Origin of the sequence: Pseudomonas sessilinigenes (genome assembly GCF_003850565.1) — a bacterium.
GTDB classification, from domain to species: Bacteria; Pseudomonadota; Gammaproteobacteria; order Pseudomonadales; family Pseudomonadaceae; genus Aquipseudomonas; species Aquipseudomonas sessilinigenes.
The window spans coordinates 6,142,239-6,163,311 of record NZ_CP027706.1; the positions used below are offsets into that span (position 1 = coordinate 6,142,239).

Annotated in this window: 19 protein-coding genes; 8 read left to right on the plus strand and 11 right to left on the minus strand. The window is 65.6% G+C overall.

Annotated features, from left to right (window positions below; translation table 11 throughout):
• Nucleotides 1–115: 115 nt before the first annotated feature.
• The gene (locus C4K39_RS28020) at nt 116–1,150 is read right to left on the minus strand and encodes an AraC family transcriptional regulator (RefSeq protein ID WP_124347994.1); all 1,035 of its coding nucleotides are present in this window, start codon (nt 1,148–1,150) and stop codon (nt 116–118) included.
• 259 nt (nt 1,151–1,409) lie between these two features.
• On the opposite strand from C4K39_RS28020, the gene C4K39_RS28025 reads away from it, so the two are divergent.
• On the plus strand, nt 1,410–2,357 hold the full coding sequence (locus tag C4K39_RS28025) for a SphA family protein (RefSeq protein WP_068581153.1): 948 nt from the start codon (nt 1,410–1,412) through the stop codon (nt 2,355–2,357).
• Nucleotides 2,358–2,518: 161 nt separating this feature from the next.
• On the opposite strand, the gene C4K39_RS28030 is transcribed toward C4K39_RS28025, so the two are convergent.
• The 3 genes from C4K39_RS28030 to C4K39_RS28040 form a co-directional block, all read right to left on the minus strand.
• Nucleotides 2,519–3,727, minus strand: coding sequence for a DSD1 family PLP-dependent enzyme (locus C4K39_RS28030; RefSeq protein WP_164487370.1), 1,209 nt, complete (start codon nt 3,725–3,727; stop codon nt 2,519–2,521).
• An 85-nt stretch (nt 3,728–3,812) separates the two neighbouring features.
• Nucleotides 3,813–5,123: a D-arabinono-1,4-lactone oxidase gene (locus tag C4K39_RS28035; RefSeq protein WP_437179393.1), complete on the minus strand. Its 1,311-nt coding sequence runs from the start codon at nt 5,121–5,123 to the stop codon at nt 3,813–3,815.
• Nucleotides 5,124–5,226: 103 nt separating this feature from the next.
• Entirely contained in the window at nt 5,227–5,634 is a 408-nt protein-coding gene (locus C4K39_RS28040; RefSeq protein ID WP_053131236.1) for a c-type cytochrome, read from the minus strand.
• A gap of 517 nt (nt 5,635–6,151) precedes the next feature.
• On the opposite strand from C4K39_RS28040, the gene C4K39_RS28045 reads away from it, so the two are divergent.
• A complete protein-coding gene (locus C4K39_RS28045; protein ID WP_053131239.1) occupies nt 6,152–7,777 on the plus strand; it encodes an NADP-dependent glyceraldehyde-3-phosphate dehydrogenase in 1,626 nt (541 codons plus the stop codon).
• A gap of 115 nt (nt 7,778–7,892) precedes the next feature.
• Nucleotides 7,893–8,933: an FUSC family protein gene (locus C4K39_RS28050; RefSeq protein ID WP_124347996.1), complete on the plus strand. Its 1,041-nt coding sequence runs from the start codon at nt 7,893–7,895 to the stop codon at nt 8,931–8,933.
• On the opposite strand, the gene C4K39_RS28055 is transcribed toward C4K39_RS28050, so the two are convergent.
• Complete coding sequence (locus tag C4K39_RS28055; protein ID WP_124347997.1) at nt 8,930–10,135, minus strand: molybdopterin molybdotransferase MoeA; 1,206 nt, start codon at nt 10,133–10,135, stop codon at nt 8,930–8,932. The two genes, C4K39_RS28050 and C4K39_RS28055, sit on opposite strands and share 4 nt — an antisense overlap.
• Nucleotides 10,132–10,671, minus strand: a complete 540-nt coding sequence (gene moaB, locus C4K39_RS28060; RefSeq protein ID WP_022639460.1) for a molybdenum cofactor biosynthesis protein B — start codon at nt 10,669–10,671, stop codon at nt 10,132–10,134. Before moaB ends, C4K39_RS28055 begins: the two co-directional genes overlap by 4 nt.
• A 224-nt stretch (nt 10,672–10,895) precedes the next feature.
• On the opposite strand from moaB, the gene mobA reads away from it, so the two are divergent.
• The 3 genes from mobA to fdhD all read left to right on the plus strand — a co-directional run bounded on the left by mobA (nt 10,896) and on the right by fdhD (nt 13,370).
• Entirely contained in the window at nt 10,896–11,510 is a 615-nt protein-coding gene (gene mobA / locus C4K39_RS28065; protein WP_022639461.1) for a molybdenum cofactor guanylyltransferase MobA, read from the plus strand.
• Nucleotides 11,511–11,606: 96 nt separating this feature from the next.
• Nucleotides 11,607–12,500 (plus strand): LysR family transcriptional regulator, encoded by an 894-nt coding sequence (locus tag C4K39_RS28070; protein WP_022639462.1) that lies wholly within the window; start codon nt 11,607–11,609, stop codon nt 12,498–12,500.
• A 45-nt stretch (nt 12,501–12,545) separates the two neighbouring features.
• The gene (fdhD, locus tag C4K39_RS28075) at nt 12,546–13,370 is read left to right on the plus strand and encodes a formate dehydrogenase accessory sulfurtransferase FdhD (RefSeq protein WP_124347998.1); all 825 of its coding nucleotides are present in this window, start codon (nt 12,546–12,548) and stop codon (nt 13,368–13,370) included.
• A 175-nt stretch (nt 13,371–13,545) separates the two neighbouring features.
• On the opposite strand, the gene moaE is transcribed toward fdhD, so the two are convergent.
• Genes moaE through moaA form a run of 5 tightly spaced genes read right to left on the minus strand, consistent with a single transcriptional unit; the run spans nt 13,546 to nt 16,741 of the window.
• The gene (moaE, locus tag C4K39_RS28080; protein WP_022639464.1) at nt 13,546–14,001 is read right to left on the minus strand and encodes a molybdopterin synthase catalytic subunit MoaE; all 456 of its coding nucleotides are present in this window, start codon (nt 13,999–14,001) and stop codon (nt 13,546–13,548) included.
• Nucleotides 14,002–14,004: 3 nt separating this feature from the next.
• Nucleotides 14,005–14,256 carry a MoaD/ThiS family protein gene (locus C4K39_RS28085; protein ID WP_022639465.1) on the minus strand — a complete coding sequence of 84 codons (252 nt, stop codon included), beginning with the start codon at nt 14,254–14,256 and terminating at the stop codon, nt 14,005–14,007.
• Complete coding sequence (gene moaC / locus C4K39_RS28090; protein ID WP_124347999.1) at nt 14,253–14,753, minus strand: cyclic pyranopterin monophosphate synthase MoaC; 501 nt, start codon at nt 14,751–14,753, stop codon at nt 14,253–14,255. Before moaC ends, C4K39_RS28085 begins: the two co-directional genes overlap by 4 nt.
• A gap of 42 nt (nt 14,754–14,795) precedes the next feature.
• Nucleotides 14,796–15,695 carry a bestrophin family protein gene (locus tag C4K39_RS28095; protein WP_124348000.1) on the minus strand — a complete coding sequence of 300 codons (900 nt, stop codon included), beginning with the start codon at nt 15,693–15,695 and terminating at the stop codon, nt 14,796–14,798.
• A 47-nt stretch (nt 15,696–15,742) separates the two neighbouring features.
• On the minus strand, nt 15,743–16,741 hold the full coding sequence (gene moaA, locus C4K39_RS28100; protein WP_022639468.1) for a GTP 3',8-cyclase MoaA: 999 nt from the start codon (nt 16,739–16,741) through the stop codon (nt 15,743–15,745).
• A gap of 444 nt (nt 16,742–17,185) precedes the next feature.
• On the opposite strand from moaA, the gene C4K39_RS28105 reads away from it, so the two are divergent.
• Together C4K39_RS28105 and C4K39_RS28110 are read left to right on the plus strand one after the other, a co-directional pair.
• Nucleotides 17,186–19,510, plus strand: coding sequence for an FdhF/YdeP family oxidoreductase (locus tag C4K39_RS28105; protein WP_124348001.1), 2,325 nt, complete (start codon nt 17,186–17,188; stop codon nt 19,508–19,510).
• A 127-nt stretch (nt 19,511–19,637) separates the two neighbouring features.
• Nucleotides 19,638–21,059, plus strand: coding sequence for a cytochrome ubiquinol oxidase subunit I (locus C4K39_RS28110; RefSeq protein WP_068581098.1), 1,422 nt, complete (start codon nt 19,638–19,640; stop codon nt 21,057–21,059).
• Nucleotides 21,060–21,073 lie beyond the last annotated feature (14 nt).

Genomic DNA, 21,073 nt, shown 5'->3' on the forward strand with positions numbered 1-21,073 from the left:
CCTGCGGCCCTTGACGCAGCCTCGCCATGGCTCGACAGCGGCTACACCGGATTCATGTAGCCGCTGCCGCAGGTTGCGTACGGGCACGCAGCGGCCGCAGAAACGCCAGCCCCGCTCAATGCAACGCCGCTTCGTCGCGAAAGGCGCTGGGGCTCAGGCCGGTCCAGCGCTTGAAGGCCCGGCGAAAGCTGCGCACGTCGCTGTAGCCCACCTCTTCGGTGATGCGCTCGATGGACAGTTCGGGGTTGCCCAGCAGGTTCAGGGTCCGCGCCTGGCGCACCCGTTCCAGCAAGGTCTCGAAGGTCAGGCCGTGCTCGGTCAGGCGCCGGCGCAGGGTGCGCCCGCTCATGTTCAGGTCCCCCGCCACCTGCTCGATATGGCTGCCGGAGCGCAAATCCCGGGACAAGGCCCGCTCCACCGCCTGGATCAGGTCCATCTTCTGGTGCACCTGGGCGCTTTCCAGCTCCAGTAGCTTGAGGGCCTGGCGCAGCGCCACCGGATGGTGGTTGGGCAACCGCGCCTGCAACCAGCGGGCCTCGATCACCATGCGCGCGTGCAGGCAACCGAAGTGCACGTTCGGTCCCAGCAACTGGGTGTAGAGCCCGGCATAGGCCGGCGCGGCATGCATGAACTCCACCCGCAACGCCTGGAAGTCGGCGCTCAACAGCGCCCGGCCATAGATCAGCAAGCTGGCGAAGAACTCCTCGGCGGCGAAAATCTGCACCTCGCCGTAGGGCAACCGGCATTGCAGTTCGACGAAGAACTCCTCGCCCTGGCGCCCGATATCGGCACTAACGATGGTGCCCGAGGTGTGCTGGTGGCGGATGCCCAGTTCGAAGGCGTCGCCCAGGGTCCGGCACAGGGACAGGGCATGGCCCAGCAGGCCCAGGGTGCCCAGCACGTTGCGGCTGCCGACCCACAGCCCCAGCCCTTGCTGGGGCAACGCGTCCAGGGCCCGTTCGATCATCGCCACCGCCTGGCGGTAGGAGATGCGCAGGGTCGGGTCCTGCAGGTCGTCCAGGGTGAAGCCCAGGCCACGGCACAGGCGCTCGGCGCTGATGCCCTTGTCGTTGGCGACATCGGCCAGGGTCTGCAACAGAAAAGGAGACACCAGTGCCAGCTGGTCATGGGGATCGACGGCTTTGTTCATGGAGGCGATTCCGGGCCGCTAGGGCGGCTGTTCTTATTGTCGGGACAACACCGCTGCCAAGGCTGCACCGGCCAGGCCAAGCATATCCCTTCCCACAGGCTTTGGCGGAGGAATGTAACAAGGCATTGCAAAGTGTCCGACAAAGTCCCCCTGAGTGGCCGCCAATACCCTGCCCCGCGGGCCAGCCAGGGCTTATTTCTATGGGGCGGCCGGTGCCCCCGCCGCAGCCCTCCTACTAACAATAAGAATGAGCCCAACCATGCACCCGACCCGTCCCAGTTTCCCCCTGCGCCCAGGCCTGGCCCTGGTCCTGGCTACTTGCTGCGTGAGCGCCCAGGCCACCGAGTCCGGCGTCGACAACATAGGTCCCGGCACCGACGGTTTCTACGTCCTGCCGCTAGGGTCCGACCAGCTTCCGGACCACATGTTCTCCTTCAACCTCTACTACAACCACTACCAGGCGAAGAAGCTCGACATCAGCTCCATGGGCGGGAAGGTCCCGGGGGTCAAGATCACCTCCGACGCGATCATCCCGCGCCTGGACTACCTCAGCCCGATACGCATCTTCGGCGGGCGCCTGGGGGGCTACGCAGCCCAGCCCTACCTGCGCCAGCAAGTGGCGATGTTCGGCCAGAGCGACCGCCGCGAGAGCATGGGCGACACCACCCTGGCGCCGATCATCCTCTGGGACATGGGCCCCGACCTGACCCTGGCCGCCGCCGTGGAGGTGACCCTGCCCACGGGGGAATACGACAAGGAGCGGATGGCCAACACCAGCAACAACTTCACCACCTACAAGCCGCTGTTCTCCATGACCTGGCTGCCCACCGAGCGCACCGAGCTGTCGCTCAAGAGCACCTACAGCTTCAACAAGGAGAACCACGCCACTCACTACCGCTCCGGGCAGATCTTCCACTTCGACTACTCGGCCAGCTACCGGGTGACCGATGACCTGAGCCTGGGGCTCAACGGCTACTACCTGAAGCAGACCACCGACGACAAGCAGTTCGGCAAGACCGTGACCTTCATGGGTGAGGACGTCAGCGACGGCGTGCGCGGCCAGGTGTTCGCCATCGGCCCGGCGCTGCACCTGCGGTTTCTCAAATACGCCAGCGCCGAGATCCGCTGGGCCAAGGAGTTCGATGTGGAGAACCGCCCCGAGGGCGACATGTTGTGGGCCAAGCTGACCATTCCTTTCGCCTTGTAAACCCGCGGGCGGCTACAGGTTTCGTGTAGCCGCTGCCTCAGGCTGCGCATGGCCCGCAGGGCCAAGGCGGTCTTGGCATCGCTGAAGGTCCTGCGGACCTTGGCGCAACCTCGCCGTGGCTCGACAGCGGCTACAGGCTTTGTGTAGCCGCGCCATGGGGGTCAGGCGTAGACCGGCCAGCGCTCGACAATACGCCCGCCGCGCAGGGCCAGCAGGTCGCCGAACTGCAGCAGCACCGCTTCGCTCTGGTGCGGGCGCAGGAAGATATGGTCGTCCACCGCCAGGCCCACGGAGCTTGAGCCATTGACCATTTCCTGGTTGGAGCTGCGACCGAACAGGTCGTTGCTCTGCAACCCCGCTGGCGATTCGAAATCCGCCAGCCAGTGCCCGCCGTAGATGAAGAAGGTCTCGCGCTGGTTACTGTCCCACCAGGACAACAGCCGTGACTTGTCATCCAGGGCCGGGATCCGCACCGGCCCGGTGCTCTTGAGCACCGGGGTGGCGATGAACGCCGCCGGCTGGTGCTGTTCCAGGGATGGCAGGTCGTAGTGGCTGGGCTTGAGCATCGCCGTGCCCACCGAGACCTCGGTGCTCAGGGATTCCTGCTCGTGCCGCCGATAGCTGGGGCTACCGGCAGTGTTCAGGGTCAGACCCGCGTGCCATAGCGCCGGGTACTGCTGGCGGGTGAAATCGACGAAGCCTGTGTAGATCGCCATGACCTTGGCGAACAGACTTTCCGGCGAGCCGAGAATCCCCGGCACGCCCATGTCGACGAACGGGTCGTACCCCATGAACCCGGCGAACTCCAGGTGCTGCGGGTGAGCGGCGATCAACGCCAGCATCTGCCCCAGGGCCGCGTTGTCCGCCACCCCGCCACGGTGCAGGCCCACATCCAGTTCGATATTGATGCGCATCCTGGTGCCCAGGCCCTGGGCCAGCGCCAGGTATTGCTGCAGGCGCTCGGGAGTGTCCAGCAGCCATTGCAGTTGCCGGGCCGGATCGAACGGGCCCTGGTGCTGCTGGTAGAACAATTCGGCGGCGCGCACCGGCAGCGGCTTGCCCAGGAGGATGTCGGCGTCGGCGAAGACCTGGGCATCGTGGTTGAGAAACGGCTGATGGAACGACATCAAGCGCCGGGTCCCGGCACGCTGGGCGATATAGGCCAGCAGCCCGGGCGACGGCAGTGATTTCTCCACCAGGCGCAGTTGCTTGCCGCCGCGCTGCACCGATTGCATGACCACGTCGATGTTGTGGTCCAGGCGATCGAGGTCGATCAGCATCACCGGCTGCATCGGCCCGTTGGCCTTGAGCTCGCGATTGAGCCCGGCGAAATAGGCATCGTAGGGCGCGCCCCGCTCGCCCGGCCGCAGCCAGGCGCCGACACCCGCCAACAAGACGCCGGCACCCAGGGTGCCGGCCATGAAACGACGACGGTTCATGGTTCTGATCTCCGCTTCATGCCACCCCCAGCACCGAGGCCAGGTGGGCGTTGATGAATGTGCCGCGTGGGTCCAGCTCCTGGCGTACCTTGGCGAAAGCCTGCCATTGCGGGTACAGCGCCTGGAGGTTGCGGGCGTTGAGGCTGTGGTGCTTGCCCCAGTGTGGGCGCCCCTGGTATTTCCAGAAGATCGGCTCCACCGCGGCGAAGAAGTTGTGGTGGTCCATGCTGTAGTGCTGGTGCACCGAGATCGAGCAACTGTCGCGCCCCTCGAACATGCTCAGGGGAATGTCGTCGGCCTTGACGTAGCGGTACTCGATGGGAAACCAGGTGCGCAGGTCCTTGTCATGGATCAGTGCGAGGATCTCGCGCAGGCAGGCCGGCCCCAAGTGCGCCGGCACCGAGTACTCCATCTCGTTGAAGCGCACGCTGCGCACGTTGGCGTAGACCTGGAAGGAATCGCCCACCCGTTCGTCGAAGCTCGCCAACCAGCGCAGGCTGTTGAGCAGGTGGCGCCGGGTGTCGGGAAAATCGCTCACGTACTTGTCCAGGTTCTCGATCAGGCTGACGAACTCGTTGCCGCCCTCCTCGGCCGGATCGCGAGGCGGGGTGGCCGGGTCCGTGGTTTCGTTCAGCGCCACCGCCAGGGCGTAGTCGGAATGGGTGACCACGAGCATTTCCCAGTGCTGGTTGCTGCGGGTCAGGTGGTCCATGTCCTCCAGCAGTTCGTCGGTCTTGGCGATCCACTGCTTCTCCCGCAGGCGATAGGCCTCGCGGTTCTGCAAGCGCACCCGGGTCGTCACCCCCAGCGCCCCCAGTGACGCCCGCGCGGCATGGAACACCTCGGCGTTACGCTGGCGGTCGCAGTCCAGCACCTGGCCGGCGGCGGTCACCAGTTGCAACCCGCAGACCTGGCTCGAATAGGAACCGAAGCCGACCCCGGTGCCATGGGTCGAAGTGGCAATCGCCCCGGCCAGGGTCTGGTAGTCGATGTCGGCCATGTTCCACAGGGCCTGCCCCACCTCCTTGAGCGCCGGCCCCATGAGCGACATCGGCGTACCGCCGGCGAACTCCGCCTGCAGGGTCTTGGGATCGTGCTCCAGCAGGCCGTTGAAATAGGCCAGGGACAGCAAGGTGCCGTCAGTGGGCACCAGGGCGCTGAAGGAGTGCCCCGAGCCCACCGGGCGGATCTTGCCCGGGGCCTTGCGGATCACCTGGACCAGCTCGTCCAGGTCCTTGGGCGCCAGGCGTGCCTCGGGCAGGCAGCTTTGCGCGCCGGACCAGTTGCGCCAGGGAATCAGCCGCGGGGCGCGGACCAGTTCGGCCATCAGCGGGTTGCTGCACAGCGCGGTGAATGCGCCGAGGGCGCCGGCCCCTTGCAACAGGCGACGGCGAGAGAGGTGCATGACCATGGAAGGTGACCTTGTATTTTTATTGGAATGAATGGCCGGACATAAAGCTGATCAGCGCCAGGAACTGCTCTTCGGAACACTGCATGCACTGGCCCATGGGCGGCATGCCCTGGTAACCGTTGATGCTGTGGTCCAGCAGGGTATCGGCGCCCTGGGCCAGCCGCGGGGCCCAGGCCTTGGCATCGCCGGCCAGCGGCGCGCCGGAAGCCGGGTTGGCATGGCACAGCTTGCAGCTGCTGTCGTAGATCCGCGCCAGGTCCGGGTCGGCCGGGCTCTGGCGGGCCGCGTCAAGGCGCCCGGGCGCCGGCGGCTCGGCATCGCCGCAAGCGCCCAGGGACAAGCCCAGGGCCAGTACCAGGGCGCCGCGACAGGCTGGGGCGAGCAAGCGCCGCAACGGGGGGGAAAACGCAAGGGTGACGCTGGGCATAGGCAGTCCTCGGGGCAGCCGGGCAAAGGGTCGATCCCGGCCACGGGACCCACCTCACAGGGCAACACTAAGGCACCGGCGTCCCCGGGTTGAGGGCATTGGCGGCCAGCCAAGGGGACTTGGCCGGACAGCCGGCCAGAGCGCCCGGCCTGTGCTCGAACAGCCTGCGGCCAAGGCTTGGCGCAGGCCGCCGAGAACAGTTGCCGGGCATTCGCTGAAACGTTTAATCTCGAACCATGACCGCCTGCCGGCCGAGCGCAGAAACTGCTGAAGAACCCGGCCGTTCAGGCGTATAACAGACCGTTGAAAAACCTAGGCGAGGCAGCCAGCGCAAGGCGAAAACAGGCGAAAAGCGCAGTTTACCCGTGGTAAATGAGCATTTTGACCGGGCTGGCGCACCAGCCTGTTTTCAACGCAGCGATGGCAACGCAGGCAGTTTTTCAACGGCCTGATAAACCCAGGAACGACGAATCGCCCGTCATCCGCGCCAGAGCCATTTCCAACACGGGGTAGAGTCATGACCACAGCCAAAGTCCTCAGCAACCTGTTTCCAGCCGCCAGCGACATCCCCGAAGCCTATCGCCTGCCCGACCCGGTGGAGCAACGCGACTACCTGGTGGATGGCCAGCTGCGTATCTGGAACGGCCCCCTGGCCCAGGTCCGCAGCCCGATCTACCTCACAGGCGCCGACGGCGACCAGCAGGTGATCCTCGGCAGTACCCCGTTGCTGGATGCCGACACCGCACTGCAGGCCCTGGACGCCGCCGTGCGCGCCTACGACCGGGGCCAGGGCGCCTGGCCAACGATGCGCGTGGCCGAGCGCATCCAGCATGTGGAAGCCTTCCTGGCGCGCATGCGCGAGCAGCGCACGGCGGTGGTCAAGCTGTTGATGTGGGAGATCGGCAAGAACCTCAAGGACTCGGAGAAAGAGTTCGACCGCACCTGCGACTACATCGTCGACACCATCGGCGCGCTCAAGGAGCTGGACCGGCGTTCCAGCCGCTTCGAACTGGAGCAGGACACCCTCGGCCAGATCCGCCGCGTGCCCCTGGGCGTGGCCTTGTGCATGGGGCCCTACAACTACCCGCTCAACGAGACCTTCACCACCCTGATCCCGGCGCTGATCATGGGCAACACCGTGGTGTTCAAGCCGGCCAAGCTCGGCGTGCTGCTGATCCGCCCATTGCTGGAGGCGTTCCGCGACAGCTTCCCGGCCGGGGTGATCAACGTCATCTACGGCAGCGGCCGCGAGACCGTCAGCGCCCTGATGGCCAGCGGCAAGGTGGACATCTTCGCCTTCATCGGTACCAACAAGGCCGCCAGCGACCTGAAGAAACTCCACCCCAAGCCGCACCGCCTGCGCGCGGCCCTGGGCCTGGACGCGAAGAACCCGGGAATCGTGCTGCCCGATGCCGACCTGGACAACGCCGTCAGCGAAGCCCTGACCGGTGCCTTGTCGTTCAACGGCCAGCGCTGCACCGCGTTGAAGATCCTGTTCGTCCACGAAGCGGTGGTGCAACGCTTCATCGAGCAATTCAATGCCAAGCTGCAAAGCCTCAAGCCGGGCATGCCCTGGGAGCCCGGCGTGGCCCTGACCCCACTGCCGGAGAACACCAAGGTCGACTACCTGCAGGGCCTGGTGGCCGATGCCCAGGCCCATGGCGCGCAGGTGGTGAACCCCGATGGCGGCGTGTCCCGCGCCTCGTTCTTCTACCCGGCGGTGCTGTACCCGGTGAACCCGCAGATGCGCGTGTACCACGAGGAGCAGTTCGGCCCGGTGGTGCCCATCGTGCCCTATCGCGATCTGGAGACGGTGATCGACTACGTGCTGGAGTCGGACTTCGGCCAGCAACTGAGCCTGTTCGGCAGTGACCCGGCGCAAATCGGCAAGCTGGTGGACGCCTTCGCCAACCAGGTGGGACGGATCAATATCAACGCACAATGCCAGCGCGGCCCGGACACCTTCCCCTTCAACGGCCGCAAGAACTCCGCCGAGGGCACGCTGTCGGTCCATGACGCGCTGCGCACCTTCTCGATCCGCACCCTGGTGGCCACCAAGTTCCAGGCGCGCAACAAGGAACTGATCAGCGACATCATCCGCAACCGTGACTCCAGCTTCCTGACCACCGACTACATTTTCTAGCAAGGCCCGGGGGCCTGCCTGGCAGGCTCCCCCCACTCGCTGCCTTTCACCCACCACAGGAGAAACCGGTCTGGGCCCGTTCAAACACCTGCGGGGCACACGCCTGCCCTCCTGGCTGCGCCATCTGCTGCGGCCAGTGCTCGACCCGTACCGGCGCTACCGCCATGCGCGGCTGATCCACGCAGTGCGGGTGGCCCTCGGGCTGATCGCCACGATCCTCCTGACCACCGGCCTGAACCTGCCCCACGGCGAATGGGCCTCGGTGACCATGCTGGTGGTGATCGGCGGCCTGCAGCACCACGGCAACATCGGCAAGAAAGCCACCGAGCGGGCCATCGGTACCCTGGTGGGCGCCGGGGTCGGCCTGCTGCTGATCGTGCAGCAGGCGTACTTCGGCCAGCCCTGGCTGACTTACCTGGGCATGTCGGCGGTCTGCGGTTATTTCTCCTACCACGCCATCGGCAAGGGTGGCTACACCGCGCTGCTGGCCGCGATCACCGTGTTCATCGTCGCCGGCCATGGCGACAACCAGGTCAGCGATGGCCTGTGGCGGGCGGTGGATATCCTGATCGGCATCGCCCTGGCCCTGGCGTTTTCCTTCGCCATCCCGCTGTACGCGGTGTATTCCTGGCGCTACAACCTGGCCAGCGCCCTGCGCGACTGCGCGCAGTTGTACGGACGGATCATCAAGGGCCAATCGGTGACCGACGACGAGCACCTGAGGCTGCTCGGGCGGGTCAACAGCGCCATGCTGCAACTGCGCTCGCTGATGCCTTCGGTGTCCAAGGAAGTGCGAATCTCCATGACTGAGCTGGACGCCATCCAGCGCAACCTGCGGATGTGCATCAGCACCCTGGAGATCCTCGGCAATACCCGCCCCGATGCTGGCGACCGCCAGGCCATGGCGCAGATGCAACTGGGCCTCAAGGCCGAGCACCGGCAGATCCGCATGCACCTGGTGGGCATGGCCCGGGCCCTGCAGTCAGGCATTACCCAACGCCTGGAAAAACCCCTGGAGGCCAGCCCGGGCAATGCCCTGGAAGCACCGGCGCACTCGGCGCCGGATGGCTACCGGCTGCTGACCCGGCAGTTGGTGGCGACCCTCGGCGAGATGCGCCAGCGCCTGGCCAAGAGCGCCCGGCACTGGAAGATCTAGAACAGCTCGCTGAACGGAATGAAGCGCGCCAGATCCCCGGCCTGCAGGGTCCGCCCTTCGGGGATTTCCACCAGGCCATCAGCCCAGCAGGCACCCAGCAGCACCCCGGAGCTCTGGTTCGGGTAGAGCACCGCCTGCCCCTGCTCCAGGCGTGCGCGCAGGTACTCTCGACGGCTGCCGGCCCGGGCCCAGTCGAAGGCCACCGGCACCATGACGCCCAAAGGCTCGACCTCGCCCACGCCCTGGATGCGCAGCAGGTAGGCACGGGCCAGCAGGCCGAAAGTCACCAGGGCCGAGGCCGGGTTGCCCGGCAGGCCGATCACCGGCACCTGGCCGAAGTAGCCCACGGTCAGGGGTTTGCCGGGCTTGATCGCCAGCTTCCAGAACAGCGGCCGGCCACTGTCGCGCAGCACCTGGCCCAGGCAGTCGGCATCGCCCGCGGACACTCCGCCCGTGGTGAGGATCAGGTCGGCCCCATGCTGCAGTTGCTCGAGCCGTAGCCGGGTCTGCTGCGGCTGGTCCGGCAGGATCCCGGCATCGATCACCTCGCAGCCCAGGGCATCGAGCCAATGCCGGAGCAAGGTGCGGTTGCTGTTGTAGATACAGCCTTCGCGCAGCGCCATGCCCGGCTCCAGCAGCTCGTCACCGGTGGACAGCAGCGCCACCCGGGGCTTGCGCACCACCGGCAACCGGGTACAGCCCTGGGCGGCGGCCACCGCCAACTCGAAAGGCCCAAGGCGCGTGCCGGCCTCGAGCAGCACCTGGCCGGCGCGGTTCTCCTGGCCCTGGGGGCGGATGTTCTGCCCCGGCTTGAGCGCCTGGGTGAAACGCACCCGGCCATCATCCAGCAGCTCGACGTTTTCCTGCATCTCGACGCAGTCGGCGCCGGCGGGCACCGGGGCGCCGGTGAAGATCCGCGCGCAGGTGCCCGGCTGCAACGGCGTACCGGGCCGGCCGGCGAACACCGTTTGCGCCACCAGCAGTGGCTGGCCATCCCAGTGGGCAAGATCCAGGGCGTAGCCGTCCATGGCGCTGTTGGGCCAGGGCGGCAAATCCAGGGTCGCCACCAGGTCGCAGGCCAGGACCCGCTGCCGGGCCTCGTCCAGGGCCAGCTCCTGGCTCTGGTCCAGTTGCCGGGCATCGGCCATGGCCAGCAGGCTGGCCAGCGCCTCCTCCACCGGCATCAGCTTGCCCTGGCTCATCCGCGGGACTCGCAGGCCTGCACCGGCTTGAGGTGCGGAACGAAGTTGCACGGCCGGTGCCGGGCATCCAGCTGCTCGGCGAGGATGCCTTCCCAGGCGGTCCGGCAAGCGCCGGTGGAGCCCGGCAGGCAGCACACCAGGGTGCCGTTGGACAGCCCGGCCAGGGCCCGGCTCTGCACCGTGGAGGTGCCGATATCGAGGATCGAGATCGCGCGGAACAACTCGCCGAAACCATCGATGCGCTTGTCCAGCAGGCAACCCACGGCTTCCGGGGTGCTGTCGCGGCCGGTGAAGCCGGTGCCACCGGTGATCAGCACCACCTGGATGCGCTCGTCGGCGATCCAGGTCGCGACCTGGGCGCGGATCTTGTACAGATCGTCCTTGAGCAGGTTGCGCTCGCTCAGGGTATGCCCGGCTTCGAGCAAGCGGCTGACCAGCAACTGCCCGGAGGTATCGGTGGCATATTCCCGGGTATCGCTGACCGTCAGCACGGCAATATTCAAAGGTACAAACAACGCATCCGCCTTCACGCTCATGTCACTCTCCGACCGCCAAGATAAAAATCATGACCCAGGCTAAAGGCCGCAAAGCGCGGCTGTCTAATCGTTCTGGCTGACCGGATTATCGACCCGCTCTATCGTCGCCAGGCCCGTGCCAGGGCCTGATAAGCCAGATCGATCAGCCATTCGAATGTTCCGATTGGACGCCGCGGACAGACAATGAGATCGTGCCCGCCATCGACCTGACATGCCCGTGACCAATGACCCCGACCCGACCTGCCATCGCCACTCCCCTGCCCTGCTCGATCCTGCTGCTGGCAGGCGGACGCGGATTACGCATGGGCGGTCGGGACAAGGGCCTGGTGCCCTGGCGCGGCCGGCCGCTGATTGCCCATGTGCACGACGTGGTGCGGCCCTTGAGCGACGACCTGATCATTTCCTGCAACCGCAACGCCGAGCAGTATCGGCCCTACGCCGATCAGTTGGTGGCCGATGCCCAGCAGGATTTTCCCGGCCCGCTGGCCGGTGTCCTGGCCGGCCTGGCCCAGGCCCGGCACCCCTGGCTGCTGGTGCTGGCCTGCGATGCGCCATGCATCGATGGCGCCTTGATCGAAGCCCTGTGGCAAGCCCGCAGCGCGGGCGAACAACCGGTGATGGTGCAGCAGGACGGCCAATGGCAACCCATGTTCAGCCTGTTGCCGACGCGGCTACTGGGCGATCTGCGCCAGGCCTGGGACCAGGGCGAGCGCAGCTTGCTGCGGGCCCTGCGCGTACAGGGCCTGACGCCCCTGCACTGCGCTGCCGACGATCCCCGGCTGAGCAATTTCAACAGCCCTGAACTACTGTCTGAAACACCCCCCGGCTCCCCGGCCTGAAGGCTGGCGGAACAGCCCGGGACGATCTTCGGGTCTTCCCACAGCTTGGACCTCTGCGTTAATACTGACGACGACCCTCCCACGACAGGTGCCATTGTGGACATCAAGCAACTGAAGTTTCTGATCGCGCTGGAACAGACCCGCCACTTCGGCCAGGCTGCCGCGCGCTGCCACATCACCCAGCCGACCTTGTCCATGCGCCTGCGTAACCTGGAGGACGAGCTGGACCTGATCCTGGTGACCCGGGGCCAGCGTTTCGAGGGTTTCACTGAGGCCGGCGAACGGGTGCTGGCCTGGGCCAAGACCCTGCTCGCCGCCCACGACGGGCTGTTCGCCGAAGCCGCGGCCTGCCGCGGGCAACTGGTGGGTAACCTGCGCCTGGGCCTGGTGCCCCTGAGCGGCTTCAACCCCATCGGCTACGTGCAGAAGCTGTCGGCGAGCTTTCCCGAGCTCAAGTTCAGCCTGTCGTCCGGAAGCTCCGACCGCATCATCGAGGAGATCGGCAACAACCAGCTGGACCTCGGGGTCTGCTACCTGGACCACGTCAATCCCAACTACCTGGATTTCTTCGAGATCGGCGAGACTCGGGTCGGCCTGCTGTACGACACCCGGCACTTTCATTTCGAAGGCAACGAGATGAGCTGGGAAGATGCCGCCGAACTGCCACTGGGCATGCTCAGCACCGGCATGCACTATCGCAAGTCCATCGACTTGAGTTTCCGCAGCCGCGGCCTCAACCCGCAGCCGATCCTGGAAAGCGATTCGACCTACCAACTGTTCCAGGCCATCCACGAAGGCTTCTGCTGCTCGATCATGCCCCTGGACAGCGGCCTGGATTCTCCGATCGAGAACCTGGCCTTCATCAACCTGCCCGACGCCAGCGTGCTGGCGCCCCTGGGCATGGTGATGCGCAAGACCGAACCACGGTCGGCGATTGCCGAGAAGTGTTTCGCCGAAGCTCGCAAGCTGTTTGCGATCAAGGGCGAATGACCGTTTAGCGCGCCTGCGGGTGCACCAGTAGCAAGAGGTGGATGCATGGTTTGCCGGATCGAACAAGCGGATCAACAGCCCGAGGCCAACGCACCGGCCCCGGCGCCGCAGAGCGTGGCCTATCGCGAATACGGCTCGCCGCAAGAGGCCCATGCGCCCCTGGCCGCCGAGACCGCCCTGGCCATCACCTACAACGGCCTGAGCCAGGCAGTGATGATGGTGTCTCCGGGCAACCTGGAGGATTTCATCCGTGGCTTCAGCATCACCAACGATATCGTCACCGGCCTGGACGAGATCTACGACATCCGCCTGAGCCATTTCCCCCAGGCCTGCCAGGCCGACGTGCAGATTTCCAGCCGGGCCTTCTGGGCCCTCAAGGACCATCGCCGGCAACTGGCCGGGACCAGCGGCTGCGGCTTGTGTGGAGTCGAGGCCCTGGAGCAGGCCCTGCCCCAGCTACAGGGGCTGGAACCGACGCCACTGCCGCCGGTGGAACACCTGCAGGGCCTGCGCGAGCGCATCGAGCAAGCCCAGCTCATGGCCCGCAGCAGTGGCGCCCTGCATGCGGCGCTGTACTTCGATGAACAGGGAGAGGTACGCCTGTGCCAGGAAGACATCGGCCGCCATAACGCCCTGGACAAGCTGATCGGCGCCCTGCTCCACGCCGGGATCGATACGCGCCTGGGCTTTACCGTGGTCACCAGCCGCTGCAGCCTGGAGCTGATCCACAAGGCCGTGCGGGCACGCCTGGGCACCCTGGTCAGCCTCTCGGCGCCCACCGCCCTGACCGTGCAGTGGGCCAACAAGCACCACCTCAACCTGATCCACGTCCCCCACCGCAGCCCGCCACGGATCTACAGCCCGGTGTGACCGCACGGCATTTCTGTGGCGCGGGAAGTTGCTCGCGCTGCAAGGCGCAACCTTGTCATCCGCTTGGGCAGGCGCTCGATCAGGTATAGCGAGGATTCGGGTTTACGGCCTGCGCTGCCGAGCGGCAGCGAGCGCCCCCGCCACCCAAAGTCGGTTCCAGATCTACCGCAGGTGCTCAGGGTTGCTGCCAGCGGCTGGCGGCCTGCTGATCGCTCGCACGGCCTTCGACCCAATGTTCGCCGCTGTCGGTGACTTCGCGCTTCCAGAACGGCGCACGGGTCTTCAGGTAATCCATGATGAAGTCACAGGCCTCGAAAGCGGCCTGGCGATGGGCGCTGGCCACACCGACGAAGACGATCGGCTCGCCAACCCGCAGCAGCCCGACCCGATGCACCAGCTCGACCCGCAGCAGCGGCCAGCGCTGCTCGGCCTGTGCCACGATGCCCCGCAAGGAGCGCTCGGTCATGCCCGGGTAATGCTCGAGGAACAGGCTCTGCACCGCCTGCCCCAGGTTCAGGTCGCGGACGTAGCCGACGAAGGTCACCACCGCCCCCACTGCGGGATCGCCAGCCTGCAGGGCGGTATTCAAGGCATCGAGGCTGAAGGCCTGTTGCTGGACCTGGATACCCATGCCTCAGCCCCCCGTCACTTGCGGAAAGAAGGCGATCTCGTCGAAGTCCTCGATGGGCGCGTCGAGCTTGCACAGGTCCTGGTTCAGCGCGCACATCAGGCTGTTCTCCCCCAGTACCCGAGCCCAGTTCTCGTCCCGGGCCATGAGCAACCGGCGCACATCGCCAACCGTGCGCAGCTCGGCATGCAGCGCCAGCTTCTCACCGCCGCTGCCCAGCTGTTCGCGGTAGCGGGCAAAGTAGTTGATGAGGATCATGGCTGTTCTCCTGCGATGAATGAGCCGGACTTGCCGCCGTGCTTCTCCAGTAGCCGCACGCCCTCGATGACCATGCCGCGATCCACCGCCTTGCACATGTCGTAGATGGTCAGGGCGGCGACGCTGGCGGCGGTCATCGCCTCCAGCTCGACCCCGGTGGCACCGTTGAGCCGGCAACGGGTGGTGATTCGTACCCGGTCCGGCGGCGCAACGGCGAGCTCGACGCTGACCTTGGTGAGCAGCAAGGGGTGGCACAGGGGGATCAGCTCGTGGGTCTTCTTCGCCGCCATGATCCCGGCGATCCGGGCCACGGCGAACACGTCGCCCTTGGGATGGCCGTTGTCCTCCAGCAATTGCAGGGTGGCCGGGTGCATCCGCACCCAGGCCTCGGCCAGGGCCTCACGGTCGGTGGCGGGCTTGGCAGTGACATCCACCATGTTGGCCCGGCCCTGGGCGTCCAGGTGGGTCAACGCGGGACTGGCGACAGCGTCGTTCATGTTCAACCTCAGGCAAGGGAAAGCCTGGCGACCCGGGGCGGGTCAGCTCAGGACGTAGTCCACCGGTTCGAGTACCGGCGGCAGTTCGGTGGCTCCCAGGGCATCGAGGATCTCGCGCTCGATGTTGCGCACGATGGCGTCCAGGGGCAGGTCGTTCTCGTCACGACCGAAAGGGTCTTCCAGCTCGTCGCCGATGGCGTCCAGGCCAAAGAAGGTGTAGCTGACGATGGCGGTGAAGATCGGTGTCAGCCAGCCCAGGGGCTCGGCCATGGCAAAGGGCAGCAGGATGCAGAACATGTAGCTGGTGCGGTGCAGCAGCAAGGTGTAGGGAAACGGCAACGGCGTGGCCTTGATCCGCTCGCAGGTGGTCTGCGCCGTGGTCATGCCCGCCAGCAGGTTGGCGATCAGCATGTAGCGCCACTCGCTCAGGCGGCCCGATTCGGCCAGGCCCGAACACTGGCGCGAGACCAGGCGCAGTACGTTGTCGCTGACGTTCGGGGTCGCCGCCGGCGGCAGTTGGCTGAGCCAGGTGCCCGCGGCCCCCAGCTCGTCCTCCTGGCGCAGCCGGGCCTTGAGGGCATGGGCGAAACCACACAGGTTGCGCAGGATCGCCCCGCGCTCCTGGGTATCGCCGATCACCTGGGTCTCGCGGATCAGCGAGCGCACGTCCGTGACGATACTGCCCAGGGCCTTGCGCGCCTCGTACCAGCGGTCATAGCAGGCGTTGTTGCGAAAGCTCATGAAGATCGACAGCGACAGCCCGAGCAAGGTGAAGGGCGTGGCGTTGACCTTGGAAAAGAACGCCGGGTGCAGGGTCTCGATCAACACGATGGCGGCGGCCAGCAGGGTCACCAGCAGGCTGCGCAGGGCGATGCGCTTGGCGATCGAGCCCTTGAGCGAAAACAGCACGCCAAGCAGGTTGGGTTTGGATCTGACGATCATCGAAGGACGGCCTCTGGACGATTCGGGCAAGCAAGGGATGGGGCCGGTCAGCCGCCGGTCATGTTCATGAAGCGCACTACCTGCACCTCATCGTTGAGCTCGAAGTGATGGCGATAGGGCTTGAGCTTCATGGCCTCGACGATGGCCTGTTCCAGGCGCTGGGTATCGCCCGGGTGGGCACGCAGCACGGCCTTGAGGTCCATCGAGTGTTCGTTGCCCAGGCACAGCAGCAAGCGCCCTTCCACGGTCAGCCGCACGCGGTTGCAGGTGCCGCAGAAGTTGTGGCTGTGGGGCGAGATGAAGCCCAGGCGGATCTGCGGTGCCTCGGCCAGGCGCCAGTAGCGCGACGGCCCCTGGGTCGATTCCGCCGACTCCATCAGGGTGTAGCGCTCGGCGATCCGCTCGCGCACCTGGGCGCTGGAGAAGAAGGCATCGCTGCGGCTGTGTTCGCTGATGGCGCCCAGGGGCATCTCCTCGATGAAGGAGATGTCCAGGCCACGGTCGATGGCGAAGGCCACCAGGTCGTTGATCTGGTGGTCGTTGCGGCCCTTCATCACCACGCAGTTGAGTTTGGTGCGGGTAAAACCAGCGGCGTTCGCCGCATCGATCCCGGCCAGCACCTGGGACAGCTCGCCGGTGCGGGTCAGTTGGCGGAACAGCTGCGGGTCGAGGCTGTCCAGGCTGATGTTCAGGCGCTTGACTCCGGCATCGAACAAGGGCGCGGCCAGCTTGCCCAGTTGCGAGCCGTTGGTGGTCATGCACAGCTCGCGCAGGCCCGGCAGCCGCGCAATGCGCCGGCACAGTTCGACCACCCCGGAACGCACCAGCGGCTCGCCACCGGTCAGGCGGATCTTGCGGGTGCCCAGGGCGACGAAACGCTCGGCCAGCTGGTACAGCTCTTCCAGGGTCAGGATGCGCTGGCGCGGCAGGAACTGCATGTCCTCGGCCATGCAATACACGCAACGAAAATCGCAACGGTCAGTCACCGACATGCGCAGATAGTCGACCCGGCGAGCAAAGCCATCCACCAATACTTGATCTGCCATCACAGCCTCTGTCGCCGATGCGAACTCATTGAATATTAGTTGAACTCCGACAGTGCAGCCGCGCTTGTCGCGAGTTATTGGCGGCAAGATTAAGAGCCATTCAAAAGGCCGTCCAATCGCTATTAACAACTGGTTGATCAAAAACATCTATCAAGCGCAAAACCATCAAAACAATTCAATCAACACATTGATTTTAAATGAATTAATACCCTGATAGAGGTTCTCGATCAACTGGTCATTAATTGCGATTAGACAGCCTGCACGGACGCCGAATAGGCTTTATTCGTGGCCCGAAAAAGGCTGCGAAAGTTACTCCACGCAAACAAACACAACGGGGCTTATAACCAGTCCCAGCAAAATCGCATTTAGCCTGAGCAGTAAGAAACTATCGACATCCATTGAATGTCGGGCGGTTCCCTGCGTGCGATGTATTGGAGAAATATCATGAGCGAAGTTGATCGATACAAACCCTACAAGGGCGCGGCCGCCGGTTGGGGGGCACTGATGGCGGTGACCCGCAACTGGCTGGGCAGCGAGAACGCCTTCAAGAACATCCGCGCCATGCTCAAGACCAACCAGAATGGCGGTTTCGACTGCCCGGGCTGCGCCTGGGGCGAGTCGCCGGAAAACGGCATGGTCAAGTTCTGCGAGAACGGCGCCAAGGCGGTCAACTGGGAAGCCACCGGGCGCCTGGTGAACCCGGCATTCTTCAATAAGTACACGGTCTCGGCCCTGGCCGCGCAGAGCGACTACTGGCTCGAATACCAGGGCCGCCTGACCCATCCGATGCGCTACGACGCCACCCAGGACCGCTATGTGGAAACTACCTGGGACGAGGCCTTCGACCTGATCGCCAGCCACCTCAAGGGCCTGGACTCGCCGAACCAGGCCGAGTTCTACACCTCGGGCCGGGCCAGCAACGAAGCGGCCTACCTGTACCAGCTGTTCGTGCGCGCCTACGGCACCAACAACTTCCCCGACTGCTCGAACATGTGCCATGAAGCCAGCGCCGTGGGCATGTTCGAGAGCGTCGGGGTGGGCAAGGGCACCGTGGTGTTCCAAGACCTGGAGCAGGCCGACGCGATCTTCGTCATCGGCCAGAACCCCGGCACCAACCATCCGCGGATGCTCGAACCGCTGCGCGAGGCGGTCAAGCGCGGCGCCCAGGTTATCTGCTTCAACCCGCTCAAGGAGCGTGGCCTGGAACGCTTCCAGCATCCGCAGCACCCGCTGGAGATGCTCACCAACGGCTCCGAGCCCACCTCCTCGGCCTATTTCCGTCCGGCCCTGGGCGGCGACATGGCGGCCTTTCGCGGCATCGCCAAGTTCCTCCTGCGCTGGGAGCGTGAAGCCCTGGCCAGCAATGGCGAAGCGGTGTTCGACCGGGCCTTCATCGCCGAACACACCTCGGGCCTGGACAGCTACCTGGCCGAGGTCGACGCCACGTCCTGGAGCCACATCGTCGAGCAATCCGGCCTGTCCCTGGCCGATATCGAACTGGCCGCCCGCATGTATCGCAAGGCCAAGCGCGTGATCATGTGCTGGGCCATGGGCCTGACCCAGCACACCCATTCGGTGCCGACCATCCAGGAAGTGATCAACGTGCTGTTGCTGCGCGGCAACATCGGCCGCCCTGGCGCCGGCCTGTCGCCGGTGCGGGGCCACAGCAACGTGCAGGGCGACCGCACCATGGGCATCAACGAACTGGCGCCCACCGAGTTGCTGGACGCCCTGGAGGCGCGCTTCGGCTTCAAGCCGCCACGGGAGCACGGCCACAACACAGTGATGGCGATCTCGGCCATGGAACAGGGCAAGGCCAAGGTGTTCATCGGCCTGGGCGGCAACTTCGCCCAGGCGACCCCGGACACCCCTCGCACCCACGCCGCCCTGCGCAACTGCGAGCTCACCGTGCACATCGCCACCAAGCTCAACCGCAGCCACCTGGTGACCGGTCGCGAGGCGCTGATCCTGCCGTGCCTGGGCCGTACCGATATCGATATCCAGGCCAACGGCCCCCAGGGCGTCACCGTGGAAGACACCTTCAGCATGGTGCACATCTCCCATGGCCAGTTGCGGCCCAAGTCGGCGCACCTGCGCTCGGAACCGGCGATCATCGCCGGCATCGCCAACGCCACCCTGGGCCCGCGTCCCATCGACTGGCTGTGGGTGATCGAAGACTACGGGCGCATCCGCGACCTGATCGCCGATACCATCCCGGGCTTCAGCGACTTCAACCTCAAGCTGCTCCACCCCGGCGGTTTCCACCTGGGTAACCCCGCGGCCGACCGGCGCTGGAACACCGCCACCGGCAAGGCGCAGTTCACCCCCAGCGAACTGCCCGCGGACCTGGTCAACCCCGGGGTGCGCAAGCTCAAGGAGCAGCCGCAGCTGATCCTGCAGACCATGCGTTCCCACGACCAGTACAACACCACCCTGTACGGCCTGGACGATCGCTATCGCGGAGTCTATGGCATGCGCGAGGTGCTGTTCGCCAACGAACAGGACATCCGCAAGCTGGGCTACGAGCCGGGGCAGAAGGTGGACATCGTGTCCCTGTGGGAAGACGGCCGCGAGCGCCGGGTCAGCGGTTTCACCCTGATCGCCTATGACATCCCCGCCGGCCAGGCCGCCGCCTACTACCCGGAGACCAACCCCCTGGTGCCACTGGAGAGCTACGGCGACCGCACCTATACGCCGACTTCCAAGTTCATCGCCATCCGCCTGGAGGCGGCCCAGGCCAGCAACCTGATCCAGTCCGTCGGCGTCTGACCGGGCCCGGGGTCGGTACACCGCCCCGGCCTCCACTCGCAGCCCCCGCCCCCGTAGCGCGAGCCCTTGCGGCTCGCGGCGAACGGGCGGCGGCTGCACGGCATCCAGCCTTTACGAGGGTATCGTCATGTTTGATCTACAGGCACTGGACCTGGCGCGCATCCAGTTCGCGTTCACGGTCTCGTTCCACATCATCTTCCCGGCCATCACCATCGGCCTGGCCAGTTTCCTGGCCGTGCTCGAAGGGCTTTGGCTCAAGACCCACAACAACACCTACAAGGACCTGTATCACTTCTGGTCGAAGATCTTCGCCGTCAACTTCGGCATGGGCGTGGTCTCCGGACTGGTCATGGCCTATGAGTTCGGCACCAACTGGAGTCGTTTCTCGGACTTCGCCGGCAGCATCACCGGCCCCCTGCTGACCTACGAGGTACTCACCGCGTTCTTCCTCGAAGCGGGTTTCCTCGGGGTCATGCTGTTCGGCTGGAACCGGGTCGGCCGCGGGCTGCACTTCTTCTCCACGGTGATGGTGGCCATCGGCACCCTGATCTCGACCTTCTGGATCCTGGCCTCCAACAGCTGGATGCAGACGCCCCAGGGCTTCTCCATCGTCGATGGGCGGATCATGCCCATGGACTGGCTGGCGATCGTCTTCAACCCGTCGTTCCCCTTCCGCCTGGCGCACATGGCCATCGCCGCGTTCGTCTCCACGGCGTTCTTCGTCGGGGCCTCCGGCGCCTGGCACCTGCTGCGTGGCAACGACACGCCGCAAGTGCGCAAGATGCTGTCGATGGCGCTGTGGATGGCGCTGATCGTCGCGCCGATCCAGGCGGTGGTCGGTGATGCCCACGGCCTCAACACCCTGGAACACCAGCCGGCGAAGATCGCCGCCATCGAAGGGCACTGGGAAAACCACGGTGACGAGCCCTCGCCCCTGGTGCTGTTCGGCCTGCCCAACATGGACAGCGAGAAGACCGACTACGCCCTGGAGGTGCCGTACCTGGGCAGCCTGATCCTGACCCACAGCCTGGACAAGCAGATCCCCGCGCTCAAGAGCTTCCCCAAGGAAGACCGACCCAACTCGGCCATCGTGTTCTTCAGTTTCCGCATCATGGCCGGGCTCGGCATGCTGATGATCCTCACCGGGGTGCTGGGCCTGCTGCTGCGGCGCAGCGGCGCGCTGTACCGCAATCGCTGGTTCCTGCGCCTGGTCCTGCTGATGGGCCCCACCGGGCTGATCGCCATGCTGGCAGGCTGGATCACCACCGAAGTCGGTCGCCAGCCCTGGGTGGTCTACGGCCTGCTGCGTACCAGCGATGCCGCGTCCAACCACAGCGTGATGCAGCTGAGCGTGTCCCTGGCGTTGTTCGTACTGATCTACTTCTCGGTATTCGCCGTGGGCATCGGCTACATGATGAAGCTGGTGCGCAAGGGCCCGCAGCCCCACCACGAGCACCTGCCCGAAGCCACACAGGCCCAGGAACCGACCCCGCGTCGTCCGCTGTCCGCCATCTCCGAGACGTTCGCGTCCGGCGATCACCACAACTGAAACAAGGGAAACGA